At 61.0% G+C, this 14,974-nt stretch carries 15 protein-coding genes; 8 read left to right on the top strand and 7 right to left on the bottom strand.

All coding sequences use genetic code 11. From position 1 onward, the window contains the following. Positions 1–30: 30 nt before the first annotated feature. Entirely contained in the window at positions 31–642 is a 612-nt protein-coding gene (locus NB231_RS04190) for a hypothetical protein (RefSeq protein ID WP_005000045.1), read from the bottom strand. 470 nt (positions 643–1,112) lie between these two features. Between NB231_RS04190 and NB231_RS04185 the strand changes: the two genes are divergently transcribed. Both NB231_RS04185 and NB231_RS18280 read left to right on the top strand, forming a co-directional pair. Further along, on the top strand, positions 1,113–1,412 hold the full coding sequence (locus NB231_RS04185) for a Druantia anti-phage system protein DruA (protein ID WP_005000044.1): 300 nt from the start codon (positions 1,113–1,115) through the stop codon (positions 1,410–1,412). A gap of 54 nt (positions 1,413–1,466) precedes the next feature. Next, positions 1,467–1,994 carry a transposase gene (locus NB231_RS18280; RefSeq protein WP_005000043.1) on the top strand — a complete coding sequence of 176 codons (528 nt, stop codon included), beginning with the start codon at positions 1,467–1,469 and terminating at the stop codon, positions 1,992–1,994. Between the two features lie 79 nt (positions 1,995–2,073). Here NB231_RS18280 and NB231_RS04175 read toward each other — a convergent pair whose 3' ends face one another. From NB231_RS04175 to NB231_RS04165, 3 genes are all read right to left on the bottom strand, one after another. Next, positions 2,074–3,639: a phospholipase D family protein gene (locus NB231_RS04175; RefSeq protein ID WP_040661775.1), complete on the bottom strand. Its 1,566-nt coding sequence runs from the start codon at positions 3,637–3,639 to the stop codon at positions 2,074–2,076. A gap of 150 nt (positions 3,640–3,789) precedes the next feature. Next, the gene (locus NB231_RS04170; RefSeq protein WP_005000041.1) at positions 3,790–5,106 is read right to left on the bottom strand and encodes a hypothetical protein; all 1,317 of its coding nucleotides are present in this window, start codon (positions 5,104–5,106) and stop codon (positions 3,790–3,792) included. Continuing rightward, on the bottom strand, positions 5,106–6,254 hold the full coding sequence (locus NB231_RS04165; RefSeq protein ID WP_005000040.1) for a baeRF3 domain-containing protein: 1,149 nt from the start codon (positions 6,252–6,254) through the stop codon (positions 5,106–5,108). The genes NB231_RS04170 and NB231_RS04165 overlap by 1 nt, the downstream gene beginning before the upstream one ends. Before the next feature lie 364 nt (positions 6,255–6,618). Between NB231_RS04165 and NB231_RS04160 the strand changes: the two genes are divergently transcribed. The 4 genes from NB231_RS04160 (at position 6,619) to NB231_RS17405 (ending at position 8,229) form a co-directional block, all read left to right on the top strand. Then, a complete protein-coding gene (locus NB231_RS04160; RefSeq protein WP_084766229.1) occupies positions 6,619–6,942 on the top strand; it encodes an REP-associated tyrosine transposase in 324 nt (107 codons plus the stop codon). A gap of 190 nt (positions 6,943–7,132) precedes the next feature. Then, entirely contained in the window at positions 7,133–7,669 is a 537-nt protein-coding gene (locus NB231_RS04155; protein WP_040661772.1) for a hypothetical protein, read from the top strand. Positions 7,670–7,832: 163 nt separating this feature from the next. Further along, a complete protein-coding gene (locus NB231_RS04150; protein WP_005000037.1) occupies positions 7,833–8,099 on the top strand; it encodes a DUF2442 domain-containing protein in 267 nt (88 codons plus the stop codon). Continuing rightward, entirely contained in the window at positions 8,092–8,229 is a 138-nt protein-coding gene (locus tag NB231_RS17405) for a DUF4160 domain-containing protein (RefSeq protein WP_084766228.1), read from the top strand. Before NB231_RS04150 ends, NB231_RS17405 begins: the two co-directional genes overlap by 8 nt. A 75-nt stretch (positions 8,230–8,304) precedes the next feature. Here the strand turns inward: NB231_RS17405 and NB231_RS04145 are convergent, their stop codons facing one another. Then, complete coding sequence (locus NB231_RS04145) at positions 8,305–8,718, bottom strand: Hsp20/alpha crystallin family protein (RefSeq protein WP_005000036.1); 414 nt, start codon at positions 8,716–8,718, stop codon at positions 8,305–8,307. Further along, positions 8,711–9,196 carry an Hsp20/alpha crystallin family protein gene (locus NB231_RS04140; protein ID WP_005000035.1) on the bottom strand — a complete coding sequence of 162 codons (486 nt, stop codon included), beginning with the start codon at positions 9,194–9,196 and terminating at the stop codon, positions 8,711–8,713. Before NB231_RS04140 ends, NB231_RS04145 begins: the two co-directional genes overlap by 8 nt. Positions 9,197–9,722: 526 nt before the next feature. On the opposite strand from NB231_RS04140, the gene argS reads away from it, so the two are divergent. Continuing rightward, positions 9,723–11,768 carry an arginine--tRNA ligase domain-containing protein gene (gene argS / locus NB231_RS04130; protein WP_005000031.1) on the top strand — a complete coding sequence of 682 codons (2,046 nt, stop codon included), beginning with the start codon at positions 9,723–9,725 and terminating at the stop codon, positions 11,766–11,768. A 78-nt stretch (positions 11,769–11,846) separates the two neighbouring features. Here argS and NB231_RS04125 read toward each other — a convergent pair whose 3' ends face one another. Next, entirely contained in the window at positions 11,847–12,452 is a 606-nt protein-coding gene (locus tag NB231_RS04125; RefSeq protein WP_040663111.1) for a DUF924 family protein, read from the bottom strand. 311 nt (positions 12,453–12,763) lie between these two features. Between NB231_RS04125 and NB231_RS04120 the strand changes: the two genes are divergently transcribed. Next, the gene (locus NB231_RS04120) at positions 12,764–14,968 is read left to right on the top strand and encodes a TonB-dependent receptor (RefSeq protein WP_005000029.1); all 2,205 of its coding nucleotides are present in this window, start codon (positions 12,764–12,766) and stop codon (positions 14,966–14,968) included. The last annotated feature ends 6 nt before the right edge of the window (positions 14,969–14,974 follow it).

Raw genomic sequence — 14,974 nt, 5'->3', positions numbered from 1 at the left:
CGCTCTCGCGCGAACGGCGGGGCCGTCTACTCACCTCACTTGGTTATCACGTGATCTTGATGACGCCAGATAGCGATGCAACGCAGATGTCGCCCGATAGGATGCAAGCTCACTGTCGGCGCATTCGCGTGCCGGCTCTTCGATGCCTTCGGCAGCTGCTTGCTGCGGCGAACCGAAGCAACTCAGGTAACCCTTCAGCGCCGATGTGAACGTATCCAGATCGAAGCGATAGCCGTAAAGTTCACCGCTATCGACCTTGAATATCTGCCGCCGGAACCCATCGAGGTTGAGGCCGTGCGGGAAGACGGCACCGCCGTCTATCGGCATCTCGCCCTCGCCGCCAAAGCCCCTGATCTGCCAGTAATCGCCGGCGGCCTTCTCGTCTGCCGCGGGCTTCCTGAGGAACAATAGAACGGTCTGGCCGACGCGATACGCGCTCCAGCGACGCCCGCCGGTCCAGTCCGCGTACTTTCTCACCTCCACGGGCGCATCTTCGATGCTGCCGGCGTACACTTCAGTCGCTCGCAAGGTGAAGCTGTCGTCACCGACACCCTCGATTGTGCCGAGAACGATAAGCTCCGAACCCCCGAATAACTTCGCTAGGGCGATGGGCTGATAGTCCGCTGGTGCATTGATGCCCACGAGTATAAGAAGGAAAGCCGCCAGAGAGAGGTGGTGAGCGCATGGTGAATCGAACGTCCGTAGCGGCTGCAGAGACGATCTGGTCACTTCCATTGCCTCGCGGAGGGGCGTGCGATACCTGGTTATATGACGTGGAATCACACGGCGCCGTCGGCGCGGGGGTCCGAGACAAACGAATTACTTACAAGATACAGCGACGCGTCGAGATTGTCGCCCTCGGACCCATTTCAGGCCAGGACTAATTTGTTCTACACAGACAGGCCAGTCCTAGCAAAGAGTTAAGGCCAGTTGCTGAACTTCTGGATCGCAGGCGGCTACAAAGACCGCATCACACAGCCTTTTCCAGTTGTCGCACCCATCTTATCCGATCTCATCGTCCGCCCGGTCGAACGCCATGAGGAGTCTCGCTATCAGGCTCAGATGGCGGCGCATCATTACCTCGGCGCGCTGCCCAAGATTGGCGAGACGCGGTGGTACGTCGCGACCTGGCCCGCCGCGCGGCCGCGGATTGGCAACAGCGCTTCGGGCATCGGCTGTTGTTGTTGGAGACTTTTGTCGATCCCTGTCGTTTCCACGGCGGCGTCTACCGCGCCGCGAACTGGCTCGAATTGGGCCTGACCCGCGGCTTTGGCCGCATCCGGGGTGGCTACAGCAACACCCCCGAGCGCCCCAAGCGGGTGTTTGTCTATCCGCTACAGTGCAATGCTCCGAGGCTGTTGAACCATCCCGATCGCGTAGCCCTTGGTCTATCCCTCTCCCTATCAGGATAGATGTGTGTCACCGAGTTATCCTTCTAATAAAGATGGGGGGCGATAGGGGAAACGATGTCCAAGTATCCTGACGAGCGCAGGGCGGCGGCACTGGTCAAGCTGATGCCACCGAGTAACCGCACGGTCTCCGAGGTTGCTGCCGAGGAAGGCGTGTCTACGGCGATGATCTATAACTGGCGCAAACAGGCTCGTAATCGCGGCCAGCGCCCGCCCGATGTTCATGCCGATGGCCCCGAGGGCTGGACGGCGAGAGACAAGTTTGCGGCGGTGCTGGAGACGGCGGCCATGAACGAGCACGAGCTCGAACGCGCCACTATCCCCAGCAACCCGGCGGCGGAGCTGCTCGCCTACAGACCGATCTGTGGCGGCGCGGCGTGCGCTTACCTGGACACCGCGCGCGTAGTTGCGCCAGCACCGCCTGCGCCAACCCTGGGCACGCAGGTAGGCGAGCCCTTGGTGGTTGAGGACGTAGCGCTTCTCGCCGGCGCGCAGCAACTCGAGGAAGTTGATCCGGCTCTTGGAGTCGGTGCTCGCGAAGAAGGCGAATCGCTTCCGGCCACAGAACAATTTCGCATCCCATAACTACTGCTGGCCAGCAACCCTGGCGGCAGTTCTTTCGTTGGGTAAACGCACGGGCCGAGCAGCGGTGACTGTGCCGTAATCACAAGAGCCACTCGATCGGTAAGAGCGACAGAAACCAAATGGCTGCTCGCAACCACCAACTCGTGCCCGGCTCGCGATTGTATCGCAGCACCCGGTCATCGCGATGCTCGGTCCAATACAGTTGTCCGGTGCTCGATAGATGCACTTGGTAGGAATTTGCCGGGATGCTGTCGTGAAATGCGGCTTCAATTATTCGGGCCAGCACCGGACTGTCGATGACGAATCCGAGTTCCGTGTTCAGCTTCCGCGACCGCGGATCGAAATTGAACGAGCCGACGAAAAAACGCGAGCGATCCACCGAGAACGTCTTCGCGTGCAGGCTGGAACCGGAGCTACCGAACGGCCCGGTGAGTTCGCGCTCGCCGGCATCCGGCGATAAGCGCCGCATTTCGTAAAGGGTGATACCGGCTTTGAGTAGAGGCTTGCGCCGTTTCGCAAAGCCGGAGTAGACCGCCGGCACATCGGAAGCTTGCAGTGAGTTGGTTAGCATCTTGATTTTGACGCCGCGCCTGGCCATCGAGGCAAATGAGTCGGTGCCAATCTCCCCGGGAACAAGATATGGGGCGACCAGTTCCAGATCAGAGACCGGGTGGCCAATGATTCTCGTCAGCTGGTGATGAAACAGCTCTTGCGAGGGAGCACGCCCTAGGCCCTTGGCTGGATCATCACTGATCATGCGCGTGACCGCCCATTCGAAATCGAGTCGCCTCTCCATTACTGCACGGATGAAAGGAGAATCGCGAATGGCGGCGGTGTAAGCCAGCGCCGCCGGGTCGTTCTCGACGCGAGCCGCCGCCTCAGCGACGTCCGCGATTCGCGCTGACTCAACAGACTGGACGATGCGATCGAGCGGATAAGAGGAAGCAGACGCCCAATACCGATCGAAATCTTTCGATACCTCCGTCACAACCGGTCCTACCGCCACGACATCGAGATCGACGAACAGCAAACCCTCCTCCGCCGCGCCAAAATATTCGTCGCCGATGTTGCGGCCGCCGATAACGGTGACCTGATTATCGACGGTGAATGACTTGTTGTGCATGCGCCTGTTCGCGCGCGAAAAGTCGGCCAGATAACCGATCCGCGGCTTGCGAATGACAAACGGATTGAATAACCTCACTTCGATATTCGGGTGCGAATCCAGCGCGGCGAGGATCGGGTCGAGACCCTGGGTTGTATTATCGTCCAAGAGAAAGCGGACACGAACGCCGCGATCCGCCGCCGCGTGCAGAGCCTCGAACAACAGCGTGCCTGTCATGTCGTTCTGCCAGATGTAATATTGAACATCCAGCGTCCGCTCCGCGACTTCGGCCAAGCGCGCACGCACGGCAAAGGCATCGCGCGAATCCGCCAGCGGATAAATTCCACAGAGCCTGGGATGCGCTTCAACCAGCGGCGTGATGGATTTTCCGAGCCGTGTATCAGCGGTATCCAGTAGAGCGGTGGAAGTGGTGCGGCCCTCGAGCGAAGGCAACTTGCTGCACCAGCCGATCATAAGAAGGAGTAGGAGCGTCGCAACAATGCAGGCGGCGACGCACTTCAAGATTCGGACCAGGCAACCCATTCGTCAGCTCCTCCGGCCGCTCGATCCTATCGCCCCGAGGTGCCCAGGATCCCGGGGAAGGCCCAGTCATGCAGTGAAGACGCCCGGGCATTCGGTAGAACGAGATGAACGGCTACACTCCTCTTAGGGTCGCGAGTCGAGAAGTGTGGGCTAAACGGCCTGAACGTCGTCCAATCCAGCCGCGACGAGTATCGCCAGGGCTGCCATCGATGTGAAGACCGCCAGCACAGCGCCAATGCCGAGCCACTGCGCGATGACGCCGAAGACGCCGCCGGCGAGCAGGATCAGACCGACCACCGAATTGCTGAGCGCAGTGTACGTTGCGCGGTTGTCGCGGTCGGCCATGTCGACGACGTGCACTGAGCGCCCGAGCCGCACACCCTGATGCGCGATCATGAGTACGAACAACAGCACCGGCAGCAATGACGCCTCCTCCAGTACGGTCGGCATTGTCAGTGCAACGAAGGCAGCAACCGCGTTCGCCAGCGTGGCGAGCGTCGCCGCGAGCATCAGCACCAGACGACTCGACTTGTCGGAGAACCGTCCCCAAACGTAGGTGCTGGTCAGACTCGCCGCCGCGGCTGCGACCATGAAGGGACCCAGCGTACCGAGTCCGCTGGCTGCACGATCACCGCTAAGTGCGATGTAGAACGGCGGCGCCAACGCCGACGACAGCAGTAGTGTACGCGCCACGATGAGGCGGCGTAGCTGTGCGTCGCTACGCAGCAAGCCGAGTTGCGCGATGACTGCAGCCAGACCGTCGATGTCGCCTGTGGTCGCGCCGGGCTCTTCTCGAAGCAATCCGAAGACGAACGCCGCCAACAGCCAACAGGCCCCGCCGAGTGCGACCATGCCGGCGACGATCGGCACCGTAAGTGGGATCCAGCCGACTGAATAGGCAATCGCCAACAGCAGCGTCGCCAAGGCAGCGATAGTGCCCGCCGTGCCGCTGACCGAGCCGCGCCAGCCCATGTCCACGGTCTTGCCAAGCAAGTCTTTGTGGCTGATCGAGCACAGGCTGCGGCCGAGAGCGAAGATCGCGATCAGTGCGACCGCGATGATGCCGACGAGGGCGCAGGAAAACATCTGTGCAAACCATCCCATCAGGCCGAAGCCGACGACCGTCGCTCCCTGAACGACACAGCCGAACACGTAGACGGTTTTGCGCATGGCGAGCCGCCGAATGCGCGCCGAGATCACCAGCTGCGGCAGCATCGCCAGCGATTCGCGCACCGGCACCAGCAGGCCGAGCGCCCAGGTCGGCGCACCGATGGCGTCGAGCAACCAGGCGAGCACGAGCTTGGTATCGGCCAGGCCTTCGCCGACTCTCGCCAGACTCAGCGACACGACGTGCACGCCGTAGTTATGCGGCTGCGCGCGGCACGCGGATTCGGGTAGGTCGCGGCAGACCTGCGCCGACTCGTCGTCGTCGACGAGCAGTGCGTGCAGGCGGGCGAAACCGGTCATCAGAAGCGATAGATTGCGGCGGCGCCGGAGTCAGTCGGCATGCGGTCGCTAGGGACGACGATGACTTCGCCACCTCTTTTCAGGACGATCTCGCCCAGATCGTCGAACACGTCATCGATTTCCGGGTGGGTCAGATCAGCGGTCGTGATCTTTCCGCTGCTGGCATCGATGCGACCGGGAAGCAGTCGGTCGGCCTCGATCAGGAGCGTCTCCACTCGTCCGGCGACCGCCGCTTCGGCGATGCCAGGCAGGTCGTCGGAGCCGCGGCCGTTCGAGGCGGCGGCGCCGAACGATTCGACGAACCCGGCCAGTCGCTGCAGGTAGTGCGGCAGCACGACCTGCCAGGCGCGTTCGCGCAGTGCGTCCAGTGACAGATCATCCGGATGGACATCGATCGCTTCGTCCATTAGCGACGGATTGTTGCTGACGGTTCGAAACAAGTGATGGTGCTGCGGTAGCGCCGCCAGGATCAAACGCTTCCCCGACGGTTGCGAACAGTGCTTCAGCACCGCCGCGTCAACGGCGCGGAAGAACTGCTCGGTGTCGCGGTCCTCGGCGTCCTGCATGACGTCGGTGCCGTGGCGGGCTACATTGGTGGAGCCGTCCGGTCCGTGGGCGCGGTGGGCGCCCTCCCGGTCGTCGCTGGCCTTGCCCAGCAACTCAACGGCGGTCTGCGGCACGTCGGCGATCGGCGGCAGTTCATCCAGCGCGTCGCGGTTGCCCTCGAATACCTTGAATGCGTGTCGGTTCAAGCCGAGGATCTGGTAGCGATCCGCCGACTGCACGATGCGCATCAGCGGCTTGACATGAAAGCTTTCAGCGACGATCGCCAGCTCGGCAACCGGGCGTTGCAGCCGGTAGACCCGAAAGAAATCCGGCGCGCCCAGAACGGCGAGTCCGTCGCCAGCGTGATTCCAGAACTCGCGATCTTCGGCGAGCGCCTCGAAGGGGCGCAGCAGCGCCGGTATGTCGCGCGCTGGGTACTTTGTACGCAGCGATGCGGCCAGCTGCTTGACGAGGTTGCGGAAGCGAACCGGATCCTGCGCGTTGTTCGGGTGCTGCCTGTGGGTGGGCTGATAGAGCGACAGGCACGGTGCTTCGCGCTCGTCCAGCAATGTGGCGGGGTAGTCGTGGGCCAGTGAATGCATGGGTTTCTCCAGAGGTTGTCAGCCGGGCAGCAGCTGCGGGCTTCGTTGGACATAGCGGACGCTTCATAGCCGCGTGTCATGCATCACCTTCGCTGCATCGATCCTCACCGTCGTCTCGAACGTCGCTGTCACGATGGCATTTTGACGCGGCTCGATGCCGTCCGCCAGATCGTTGATGGTGAATGATCCAAATCAATAAGGGTTAACCTCTAACGCCTGCTAGTACTGCTAGCAGGGCGGCTTGGCTCATTTGATGAGATGGTCCTTTGCGCCGCGCCTCTCGCCGCGGTGCCAATGCGGCTTTCGCTGGGCATGGTTTTGAAAGAGCCCCTGCCCCCGCGTCGGTGCAGCACCGGTAGGGTGGATAAGCGCAGCGCATCCACCTTCAACCTACCGGCGCGCCATCATTCCCGGTGGAGTGTATTTCTTCACCGTGGTCACCCACAACCGCGCTCCGATCTTTTCCGCAGAGGCACAGGTCGATCTGTTACGCGCCGCGTTTCGCAGGGCGCACCAATTCCGGCCCTTCGAAATCGATGCGTTGGTGGTGTTGTCCGATCACCTGCATTGCATTTGGCGCCTACCGGAAGGCGTTGGCGATTACTCCGGCCGGTGGCGGGTGATTAAGAAAGGGTTCTCGCGTGCCGTGACACGCCAAGTCAATACCCGAAACGAGCGTCCTGTATGACCAGCAATTCTCATTTTGCCCACCACTACCGTGAAGCGCATCTTCGTGTATCCGCTGCACCGCAGTGCCCGTCATCTGCTCGCCGGTAGGGCAAAATGAGAATTGCTGACGTATGGCAACGGCGTTTCTGGGAGCATGCGATTCGTGATGAGGGCGATTGGCGCCGGCATATGGATTACATGGATTGCGAATGATTGTACTTTTGGATGGTAGATGCGCTGCGCTTATCTACCCTACTGATGTTAAAGAAACGAACCGCGCATTCGGTTACGCGGGACGTCCGTCTTTCCATTTCAACGACTACATCGACAACGAGCACGCCCGCCACGCGCGGGCAAGGATCGACAGACGGTGGTGCAGACTTTCGAGAAGCTGTTGCGTTTCGTGGGGGGTGGCCCAGGAAGCACGGCGGGCGGTGCGCGAAGGTTTCGACGAAGAGTCGCTGGCCGTCTACGACCTGCTGCGCAAGCCGGGCCTGGAGCCGAGAGAGGTCGCCCGGATCAAAGCCGTGGTTCGGGAGCAGTTCGAGGCGCTGAAGGCGGAGAAGCGGCGGGTCGACTGCCGGCGGGACAAGCAGGCGACGCGCGATACCCTGCGCATGGCGATCCACGACTTACTCTATGACGAGCGCATGGGGTTGCCGCCGGCCTGGTGTACGACGAGGACGTGGAGGCGCTTGCCGAAGAAGTGTTCCGGCACGCCTTCGTTCGGTATCTGGATGGCGTGAGCGCGTGAGTTCAGTAAGGTGTCGAACCCGAGAGGGTAGAAGCTTGGTGTGCTTCAGGGGACGACTTAGCAAAAACCGGTGGGCTTGTGAGGCGGTCTAAAGGAGGCAAAATATTCAAAAGGGTGAGCGTGTAACGGAGAGCAACATGATCTAGCCGACCGAAGTGGAAGCTCGGGACGGCTACCGAATCTGGCTACGGTACTCTGACGGCACGGCGGGAGAGATCGACTTATCTCATCTGGACGGCCGCGGGGTGTTCAGGGGTTGGAACGAACGGGCATTTTTTGAAACGGTGTACGTGTCGGAAGCTGGAGCGATCGCATGGGGTGAAGATCTGGACCTTTGCCCGGATGCGCACTATGTACAGCTCACTGGCAAATCCGTCGAAGAGGTGCTGCCAGGTGCGTGGACGTTGAGCGCGGATGCCTGAGCTCTGCCGATTCTACGGAATCATCATTCGTATGTGCTTCGATGACCATGCACCACTTCATTCCCACGCCTCATATGACGGGGACGAGGTTATTATCGCGCTATCGATATGTTGGCCGTGCTCCTGTTGATTGAGCAATCGGGGTCGTCATGTGCAAAATAAAGGCGCCCAAGTGGGCGCCTTTATTTTTACAACGGGCCCGCTGTCAAGCGGCTTTGACTTCGATTCGTCGCCGGCGGTGGGATGCCTTCTTCGGCAGCACGAGGCTCAGCACTCCGTTGTTCATCTCGGCGCTGATCCCCTCGGTCTCGATCTCCTGGCCGAGCATGAAACGACGGTAGTACTGGGAACCGCGCACCTCGGCATAGGTAGCCGAGATGCCTTCCGGTATATCGATCTGTATATCGCCGGAGATCGTGAGCACCGTGCCGTCCACCTCGATGCTCAACGCCTCTTTGCTGACCCCGGGCATGTCCGCCAAGATGCGAATCGCATCGTCCTCCTCATAAATGTCCACCGCCGGCCGCAAGCTCCGCTCACGCCGATCCTGCGTTGCCACATCGCGTGAGCCCTTGCGGGTTGAGACCTCATGACCCGTGCCATTGTGCTCCTTACCCATGACTGTTCACCTCCCTTTTAGTGGCTTTGATCTTGATCTTGCGCGGCTGCAGCTCTTCGCGCTTGGGTAGATTGATCTCGAGCACACCGTTGCGGGCTCGCGCCTCCACGGCTTCGCTGTTGAGTCCATCGGGCAAAGCGATAGCACGCGAGAACTCACCGCCCACTCGCTCCCGGCGATAAAACGCCGGCCACTGATCGCCCTCCGCGCTCTTCACCGGAAGCTCGCGCTTGCCGCTGAGGATGAGCACATTATCCTGAATGGACACATCCAAGTCTTTGGGATCGATGCCGGGTGCGAATACGTAAACGCGCACGGCATCCGCAGTCGTGCCCACATTCACCATGGGAAACGTTCCGTGAGGCACGGAGCGGATGTCCGAAGCCGCAACGTCCTGGAACAGCTCGTCCATCATCTGACGCATCCAGTCCAGCTCACGGAATTGCGGAACATCGAATCGCCAGAGATCCCCGAACATGATCGAACACCTCCTTTTGCACCGAACACAGCTTTCGCGTTGATCCGCAGCGCCCCCGGCAGCGTATTGCCGGCGGACTGCACATAGGCTCGTATAGGGCCTACGATGGAGAATTCAAGGGGCAAGCGAGGGTGCGATTTGCTGTGGCGTCATTGGCGTTATTTTTAAGGCTCTGGAGGCGCCTCGGCCAAGAATCAGGTTACCCGCGCCCTATGGCGGAAGAGAGCAGACCCTCGAGTTTGGCGGCGGTGGGAGATTCTTGGCCGTTGAAATAGTCGATCCAAATGCCGTTGTCCAATGGGCTCATTGGAGCCCTCATCTCGTCGAGGCCGCCTTCCCATTTGAGCTTGCCTTTGTAACGCGTTTGGTCCGCTCCCGGCGCGTGAGCTGCACGAGCGGACGTTGTCCGAGTTCTCCTGCCCGCTCCTTGGTATTTGGTGCCCATGGACTTGGGTGTCTCGTTCGTGACGGCATCGTCGATTACGATAGTTAGTACGCAGTGATCAAGGTATGGGTATCGAAAACGATGAATGAGCTTGCAGAGATAAATCAACGCCGCCGGCGTGAAATCGAAGCCTTTCGTGACCGGCAGGTGGCCGCGCATCAGGACGCATTTGTCCCGAAATTGGTTGATTACCCGTTGCCGACGGTGAAGCGGCGGATCACCGAGGCGCTCTCCGAGCGCTGGGGCGAGGGGTGGCTGATACCGCAATTCGATCTGATCGAGCGCGACCGATACGGCGGCGACATAGCGCTGAAGTTCCCGCAACTGCTGCGTGAGGGCGGCCCCAAGGTCTTCATCCAGAAACATTTGCCTTGGATCGTCGAAGTGCTCTCCGGTTCGGCGCTGGCCGATGTCATCGCCCGCATCGAAACCAAAGGCATGTACATCAACCTCACGCTCTCCGATCGCTGGCTGCTCGATAGCGCCCAAGCGGTGGCTGAGTTCGGCGATGCCTTCGGGGGCAACGATTCCCATTCCGAGCGCACCTTCGTCGTCGACTACTCCTCGCCCAACGTGGCCAAGGTGCTGCATGCCGGGCACATTCGCTCGACCATCATCGGCCATGTGCTGTCGAACCTCTACGAAGCCTGCGGCGCGCTCGTCTACAGGGTCAATCACATCAACGACTTTGGCGGGTTCGGTTTTACCCTGGAAGGCTATCGCCGCTTCGAGGAGCAATTCCCCGAGCATGTGAGCGCCAACGAACGGCTTCTCGAAATTTACCGTATCCGCCGCACTGCGGAGCGGATCGTCGACGACTCAACTCCCTTCGAGGCGCTTAGTGCGGACGAACGCGCGCTTCTGGCACGGTATTTCCCGGAGGTCGGGAGCACCGCGGAGCTTACGGCGTGCTACCGGGAGTTCGTTGCGGCCTCCGACGCGCGTTTCGCTGCGCTCGAGGCCGGTGATGCGCACGAAGTCGAGCTGTGGCGGCGGATGGTCGGCTGGAGCCTTGCTGACTTCGAGCAGTTTTACAACGCGCTCAACATCCGCTTCGATTTGATCATTGGCGAGAGCTTCTATGCCGAGGCGGGCCAGGCGCTGGTAGACGCCTGCCTTGCAGCCGGTACGGCTGTCATCTACACGCAGGCGCTGGCGGACGAGGATCTGGGCGCGCTCGAGGACAAGTGCTTGGCCGGGGAGATCACCGAGGCCGAACGCGACAGTCTGGCCCGACTGATCAGGAAGGATGTCGGTGCCGTGGTCGTGCCACTGGAAAACGGCGAGCGCTATGTGGTGCGGCGCGCCGACGGCCGCAGCATCTATGCGACGCGGGATTTGGGCGCGATCGAGCTGCGCGGTGAGATTTTCGCGCCAACCGACAGCATCTACGTAGTCGGCCAGGAACAGCAGGTTCACTTCGACCGTTTGTTCAGGGCGGCCTACGCCGTCGCGCTGGCAACGCCCGAGCGGCTGCGTTTCCAACACCTCTACTTCGGCTTTTACGTCAATGCGAAGACGGGCAAGAAGCTCTCGAGCCGTGATACGGTCGCCAACGTCAACCACTTGCTTGCCGCTTCGTTCGAGCACTTTCGCGCGCGGCTCAGCGAGCGCGCCGAGCAGACCGAGGACGAGTTCGACCGGGCGGCGCACGAGCTCGCGGTGGGCTCGCTGGTTTTCAACGATCTCAAGCAAGATATGAAAACGGCTGTCGAAATCGACGCTACGGAGCTAACGGCAACGATCGCGGCATTCGAGAAGTCGGGCGGCGCCTATATGGTTTACTCCGCGTGCCGCGCCCGCAGCATTCTGCGCAAGTACGGCCGCAAGCCGGTGCCGGCCGAGCAGATCGACGATTTCGAGATTGACGATCAAGAGGCGGTGCTGCTGTTGAAGCTCCAGCAGATCCCCGAGAAGATCGTGGCGGCGGCGGATCAATCCAATCCCGCAGTGCTCGTGCGCCACCTGCTGGATACGGCGGCGATTTACAACTCTTACTATATGCGGGCACCGGTGATCAGTGCGGGGGTGGCCAATCCGGCGCGGCTGCTGATTACGCAAGCGGTCCAGCAGGCGTTGGTGAACGGCCTCAGGCTCTGTCACGTGGAGTGCCCTGCGGCGATCTAAGCGGCGGCACGCTGTGGCGCGTCGAGCCGGCTGCGGCCGGCTCGATAAACGCGCTTGGATCCCTGGCTGTCGATGGGATCAAAATCGTGAGCCGGGCTCATTCAGGAAGGCCTCCTCGGCTGCGGTGGACGTGCGTCCCAGAATGGCGTTGCGGTGAGGGAAGCGGCCAAAGCGCCGGATGATGTCGCGATGGCGGCGGGCGTATTGCAGGAGATTTTGGAAGGGCGGCTGGTGCTCTGCGGGAAGCTCGATCAAGAGCAGCTCGAAGCAACGCACGCACTGATGCTGGATCGGCAGGGATTCGGCATGCTCCATGGGCAGATAGAAAAAAGCCCGTTCTACCGGACGCAACGTCCGGTCTTGGCCAAGGGCCTGACCTTGCAGCGAGAGCTCCAGGGCGCGGGGATCATAGGCATAGGCCTCGGGTCGAGCACGGAAGAGATGGCGGGGGAGCTGATCGAGCACGAGGATTAAGGCGAGGCGGGTGCGGGGGTGGCGCGGCCAATGCTCGAACCGGCCGGCGGCGGCTTGCTGAAATAAGGCGCCGAAGCGGGTAGTGATTTCATGGTCGACCCGTTCCGATTTGTCCCACCAGAGGCCGGCTTGCCGCTCGGCAATCGAGGCATCGCCGTCAGCCATGGGACCGAACCAGAATTCAAGGAGTGCGCAGGCTGTTTCATCCATTATCTTTTTGAACCGTGTGGTTGGGGCGTATGCCCCGAGCCCCGCGTTCCACCATTTCTGGCACAGATGCGTGCCCAACATTCGAATACTCTGGCGGCGGCGCGTGATTCCATGAGCACAGCGCCGCAATCCTAACAGGGGTAAACCCCAACAATGCAGGTGAGCGCTGCGACGGGTGGACTGCCCCGGTACCGTTCAGGCTCATACATCAAAATAATTAATGACAATAAATCTCATTGTGTTTGACATTCGCGTTATTGATAAGTTAAAAAGGCGGCCCTGTTTCGACTGCCTTGGGGGTAGGGGGTAGCATGCGTAATTTCTATGCGCTGCGCTGGCGCGTGCGTTATGCGCTGCGCGGCTGTGCAGCAACCGTTGTAGCCACGCTTACCCTGCCGGCCTCCGCCCAAGATTTTGAGGAAGCAGGGGGTGCCGTTCGCGTTATGCCCGAGATCAGCGTATCCGCCAGCCGCGAGGGTGGGGCGCTGGATACGCTGTCGCGCAACGTAACCGTCATCTCCCGCAAGGAGATTTTGGAGCAACAGGCGACGGCGGGGAGCCTTGGCGACCTTCTAGGCAAGATGGTGCCGGGGATGGCGCCGTCGAGTCAGACGCTGACCAATTCAGCGCAGAAGCTGCGCGGTCGGGACGTGCTGGTGCTGATCGACGGTGTGCCGACGCAAACGAATCGTAACGTCTCACGCGATCTGTTCAACATCTCGGCGTCCAACATCGAGAGCATCGAGGTGGTCCACGGCGGCAGTTCCACATACGGGGGTGGTGCGGCGGGCGGCATCATCTATATCAATACGCTGAAGGGCAAGGCCGGTGCGCCGGTCTTCGAGACCACGTTCGGGGCCTCCAGCAGCCTGACCGAGTTCGACGACGACGCCCTGGGTGGCCGTATCCAGCAAAAGCTAAGCGGCAAAGCAGCCGGTGTGGATTACTTGATCTCGGCCTTGGGCGAGCAAACCGGGGGGTTCTTTGACGCCCACGGCGATCGCATCCCGCCGGAGCCGAGCCAGGGCGGTTTGTCCGATACTGGAACCATCGACCTGCTCGGCAAGGTCGGCTACGACTTCGGCGACCAACGCCTTCAGCTTATGGCGAGCTACCTGCGGGCCGAGCAGGATTCCGATTTCATCTCCGACCCGGCGGTGGATGCGTTCCCCGATGGCACCGTGAAGGCGCGAGCCCTCAAAGGGCTGCAGCTCGACGATCAGACCAGCCGAGAGAACCTGATCGTCAACCTCGACTACAGCAAGCAGAACCTGTTCGGTAGCAAGGTGCGCTCGCAGGTCTACTATCGTAATTATCAGACCCGTTTTTTTCCGTTCGATGCCCGAGCGTTCAGTGGTTGGGGGAACAACCTCGCGCAGAGCTTCCTCGACTCCGAGGTGTGGGGTGGGCGACTGACCGTCGATACACCGATTACGCCGCTCGACTCGCTCGGGGCTCGGCTGCTCTGGGGAGCTGATGTGAACCGCGAGAAAACCGAGCAGCCGGTAAGTATCTACGATGGCGCGGCCTTCGATGCCTCCGGGGGGCGGCGATTCGTGGAGACCGACGCTAAGCGTACGTTCGTGCCACTAACCACCACCGGGTCGGTTGGCGTGTTCGGTCAGGCGGAGCTCACTCCGACCGATTGGCTGATTCTGCGCGGCGGTGTGCGTCACGAATGGGTCGATGTCAGCTTCGACGATTTCACCACGCTCGGTGGCAACCCGATTGATGGGGGAAGCATCGACTACTCGGAGACCACTTTCAACGCCGGGGCTGTTTTTATGCCGAGCGATGCCATGGAGCTTTATGCGAACTACTCGCAGTCCTTCGAACTGCCGGATATCGGCCTGCAGTTGCGTTTTGCCCAGCCGGGTTTCAACGTCAATGATTCCAACTTAAGCCCAAGGATCACCGATAACTATGAGGTCGGTGTGCGCGGTCGCTGGGGTGGCTTCCACGCGAGTGTTGCCGCCTTCTACAGTGAATCGGACAAAGGTCGAGTGACGGTGCAAAATTTCTCCCTCGTCCAGGAGCGCACCCAAGAGAAGATCTACGGTACGGAGGCGAGCCTGGATTACACTTTTACACCGGCCGCCAAGCTCGGCGGCACATTCACTTGGATTAAGGGTGAGCGTGAGGACCCGAACAATCCCGGCTCGGATATCGCCCTCAACGGCACGCGTATTCCCCCGATCAAGCTGACCGGTTTCGTGGAATACAGCCCCTACCATTGGTGGGGCATACGCCTCCAGGCCCTGTATTCGGGTAATCGAAATGACGCCTTCAAAGACAACCCCGGGGCCTTCGCCACGCGCAAGGTGCACGATTACACCGTGGTCGATCTGTACAATCGGTTCGCAGTCGGTCCCGGGACGCTGCGCCTCGGTATCGAGAACCTGTTGAACAATCAATACTACACTGTGTATGGCCAGCTCCTACGTAACGGCTCCAACACCAGCCACGTCGCCGCGCGGGGCGCGATGCTGCGGGCGAGCTATACGTTCAAGTGGTAGGCGGCG

Source organism: Nitrococcus mobilis Nb-231, from assembly GCF_000153205.1.
Taxonomy (GTDB): Bacteria; Pseudomonadota; Gammaproteobacteria; order Nitrococcales; family Nitrococcaceae; genus Nitrococcus; species Nitrococcus mobilis.
The sequence above is the reverse complement of the archived record's forward strand: the minus strand, read 5'-3'. Positions and strand labels throughout refer to the sequence as shown.